Source organism: Caldibacillus sp. 210928-DFI.2.18 (assembly GCF_020554505.1).
In the GTDB taxonomy this organism is placed as follows: domain Bacteria; phylum Bacillota; class Bacilli; order Bacillales; family Caldibacillaceae; genus Caldifermentibacillus; species Caldifermentibacillus hisashii.
In genome coordinates, this window is sequence record NZ_JAJCHL010000156.1 from 1 (window position 1) to 3382 (window position 3382).

Here is a 3382-nt window from a genome sequence, read left to right on the forward strand (position 1 = left end):
TCAGAAGTTAGTTCCAGAGAGGAGTATTTTCCAATAGCTGATATGATTTTTTAAAATTATCAAATCGCTGTCTCCATCGAACATTTTTTTGGGAATCCAAATAGTTTTACCCTCCTTTTAGATTGCCTTGTCTTTAAAAGAAATTACATCAAGCGACAATTCACCGGAAGCTACCTTAACCAGATGCCGCCACCATTCATCAATAGGCTGGGTGGATAACGAAAAATCATACACTTCTCCAACATGTTCCACCATTTTTACGGCATTTTGAATAAGAACGAGGTCATATTGAGCCAATTGAACTTTTTCTTGAAAGGTTAAATCAAATACTTTTTATAAGTCACTCCGGTAGTAAAACATGCGAATACTTTCAAAAGGGCTAACGTCGAAACCATTCACATTTAAACTATAGTTTTCAATCATTTGTTTGTACTCGCTCATTCATAGACCTCCTTTAACTTTCCAAGATAAATAAAGCCGTTGTTAATTCGCTGTTTTTATTATATTATTTTCATGTTATCTTTCGGTAAATAATTCACCTTTGAAGGCACGTTGCAGCAGAGAGTTGAAATTATTTTCCAACAAAGTTAATTGTTCTTGAAAATTATTTTTTTGCTTATTAATGTCATAGAAAATTTTTGAGAAATGATTTTGAAGTTCAATTTTCGGAACAGGAACAGGAATTTTTTTGACATCATTAAAGTCTAAGTTGTCTGCCGTTACCGATCTTACTTTACCTAGCAACTTTCTTTGATAAAACATAAAAAAGAATAATAAATACTCTGGATTAATTAATTCTTTATTAACAGTAAAAGCCTTCATATCTTGATTCACTGCCACTTCTCTTGTATTTATTGCTAAAGGTAATTTTTTCTTTAATATTCCACTTCTTACAACCATTAGCACAGAATTTTTTGGAATAATTTTAGCTGAACTATTTTCAATTGCTTCTTTAGAAATGTGCTGTAAACTATTATCAATCAATAGTCTTTTCATATCTTTAGGAGTTACCCATGGTATCTCACCTAAGTAATACTCTGGTTTAGACTTAGAGGGTGTTCCTCCACCAGAAATGTTAATACATAAATCTTTAAGTGAGACAGTATTGTATTTATTTGAAATAATTATTGGATCCCCAAACATCTCCAAAAATACACTTTGTGTTAATTGGTCTAATGATTCGATTTGGGCTTTGCGTCTTTCTACCAATGACTGTGCTTTATCTAATATTTTTGAAATAAACACCTGTTCTTCAAAAGAAGGCATCGGTATTAACAAATTTTCAAGTGCCTTTCTTGATATATGCGGGATAGTAGCACCCGTACAAGTATCTCTTAAATATTGGAATTTAGATTGCAAAAATTTCCCTACAAAAGGTATATAAATATCTTTGGTTTTTGCTTCCAAAACTGCCAATGTACTTCCTATAGCTCCTTCTAAACCGTAAGAAACCGTTCCAGCATTTGCCCCATCCCAAGCAATAATTATACTTTCACTGTTAGCATATACGTAATTATCATCGTGAAAGCAATATTTTACACTTCTGTCATCCCTCAAATCTTCAATCTGGATATACCTTACTTTATTAGGAAAAGATTCATCAACTGGTTCAACTTTCTTACCTTTTTTTATCTCAAATATTTCTTTTAACTTTATCTTTTTCATCTAACTAACCCCTAATTAGTTCTTTTAATTCTTTTATTCCCTGTATAATTTTCTGTTCATATTCTTCTATTTTTTTAAGAATAACTCCCGGAGCTTCATACTCCACTTCTTCATACTCGATTTCTTTATATTTATTAATCGACAGGTCGTAGTCGTTTTCCCGCAACTCATCTACCGGTACGAAGAAGGATTGTTCGGTCCGTTTACGTTCTTTTTCCGCTTCAAGATTATTGAACCTTGCAATGATATCCGGTATGTCGTTGTCTTCAATCGGGGTGCGTTTGTCGTCCAATGAAAATCCGTCTGCTTTCATATCATAGAACCAAACATTATCCGTCCCACCTGCACCGGTCTTTGTAAAAATCATAACCGCTGTAGATACACCTGCATACGGTTTAAAGACCCCGCTTGGCATGGAAATAATGGCTTCCAGTTTATGATTATCAATAATCTCTTTCCGAATTTGTTTATGTGCATTCGAACTACCGAACAACACACCATCCGGGACAATAACCGCTGCCCGACCACCCGGTTTTAAGATCCGAATAAATAAGGATAAGAATAATAATTCCGTTTTCTTTGTTTTGGCGATTTTCAACAAGTCATTCGAAACCGCATCATAATCCAATGACCCTTTAAATGGCGGATTTGCCAAAACCATTGTATATTTTTCTTTATCTTTATTAATCTCGGAAAGTGAATCCCGATAGTCAATGTTCGGATTGTCAACTCCATGAAGCATCATGTTCATCGCACCAATCCGAAGCATCGTCCGATCCATATCATTGCCGTAAAACATTGTATTGTGAAAATGTTCTTTTAAGCCTTGAACAAGAAATAAATCATTATGATGTTTACGTAAATATTCACTGGCTGCCACTAAAAATCCGGCCGAACCCATGGCCGGGTCGATGATGATGTCTTCCGGCGTTGGTTTCATTAGTTCCACCATCATTTTTATAATGTGTCTTGGTGTCCGGAATTGTCCGTTTGTGCCGGCTGTGGCAATTTTTGAAAGAAGATACTCGTATAAATCTCCTTGTACATCACGGTCTTTCAAGGGTAAATTATCAATTCCGTCGACAATTTTTGCCAGCATATTCGCCGTTGGAATTAAAAACATCGCATCACTCATATACTTGGAATAGGCTGAATCCTCTTTGCCATGTAGGCTTTTTATAAAAGGAAACACCTCATCCGATACAACCCGATACATTTCTTCCGGTGAACCGAGCTGTTTGAAACGATGCCAGCGCAAATGCTGTTTATCTTCGGGGAAAATTCCCTCAAAAGGAATCCCGAGAACTTCCGCTTCCTTTTCTTTTGTCGTTTCTGTTTCGTCTAAGCCTTTTATAAATAATAAATAGGTAAATTGTTCGATGACGGTTAACGGATTTGTAATGCCGCCCGTCCAGAACGTTCCCCATATTTTATCAACTTTATTTTTCAATTCACCTGTAATCATTGCTACCTCCAAAATCCCTATCAAAGTTCAATTTTGATTCTATTGTACCATTTTTCAATAAAATTTTTTATCATGTTCCACTTCATTGATATCTTTTTTAAAAATTTTTTTCTAGCTTTTGACAGGTGTGCAGCAAATTGCATAATTAAGGTTGGTAATTAGGGAAAATCTCCTTTTATTGGTGAGTTTCCTTGGCAAAATTAATTGACGTCTTCATTTTTTCAATGTCGAAAAATTTTTATGGAAACAAAC

3 protein-coding genes are annotated in these 3382 nt (G+C 34.8%); all 3 read right to left on the reverse strand.

Annotated features, from left to right (window positions below; translation table 11 throughout):
• Positions 1-117 precede the first annotated feature (117 nt).
• The gene (locus LIZ98_RS17105) at positions 118-297 is read right to left on the reverse strand and encodes a hypothetical protein (RefSeq protein ID WP_227140364.1); all 180 of its coding nucleotides are present in this window, start codon (positions 295-297) and stop codon (positions 118-120) included.
• Positions 298-516: 219 nt separating this feature from the next.
• The gene (locus LIZ98_RS17110; RefSeq protein ID WP_227140363.1) at positions 517-1665 is read right to left on the reverse strand and encodes a restriction endonuclease subunit S; all 1149 of its coding nucleotides are present in this window, start codon (positions 1663-1665) and stop codon (positions 517-519) included.
• A gap of 4 nt (positions 1666-1669) precedes the next feature.
• A complete protein-coding gene (locus tag LIZ98_RS17115) occupies positions 1670-3130 on the reverse strand; it encodes a type I restriction-modification system subunit M (RefSeq protein WP_227140362.1) in 1461 nt (486 codons plus the stop codon).
• Positions 3131-3382: the final 252 nt, after the last annotated feature.

Bases quoted from the DNA above. Each gene is read 5' to 3' on its own strand.
- LIZ98_RS17110 (WP_227140363.1), bottom strand. From the start codon at position 1,665: ATGAAAAAGATAAAGTTAAAAGAAATATTTGAGATAAAAAAAGGTAAG.
- LIZ98_RS17115 (WP_227140362.1), bottom strand. From the start codon at position 3,130: ATGATTACAGGTGAATTGAAAAATAAAGTTGATAAAATATGGGGAACG.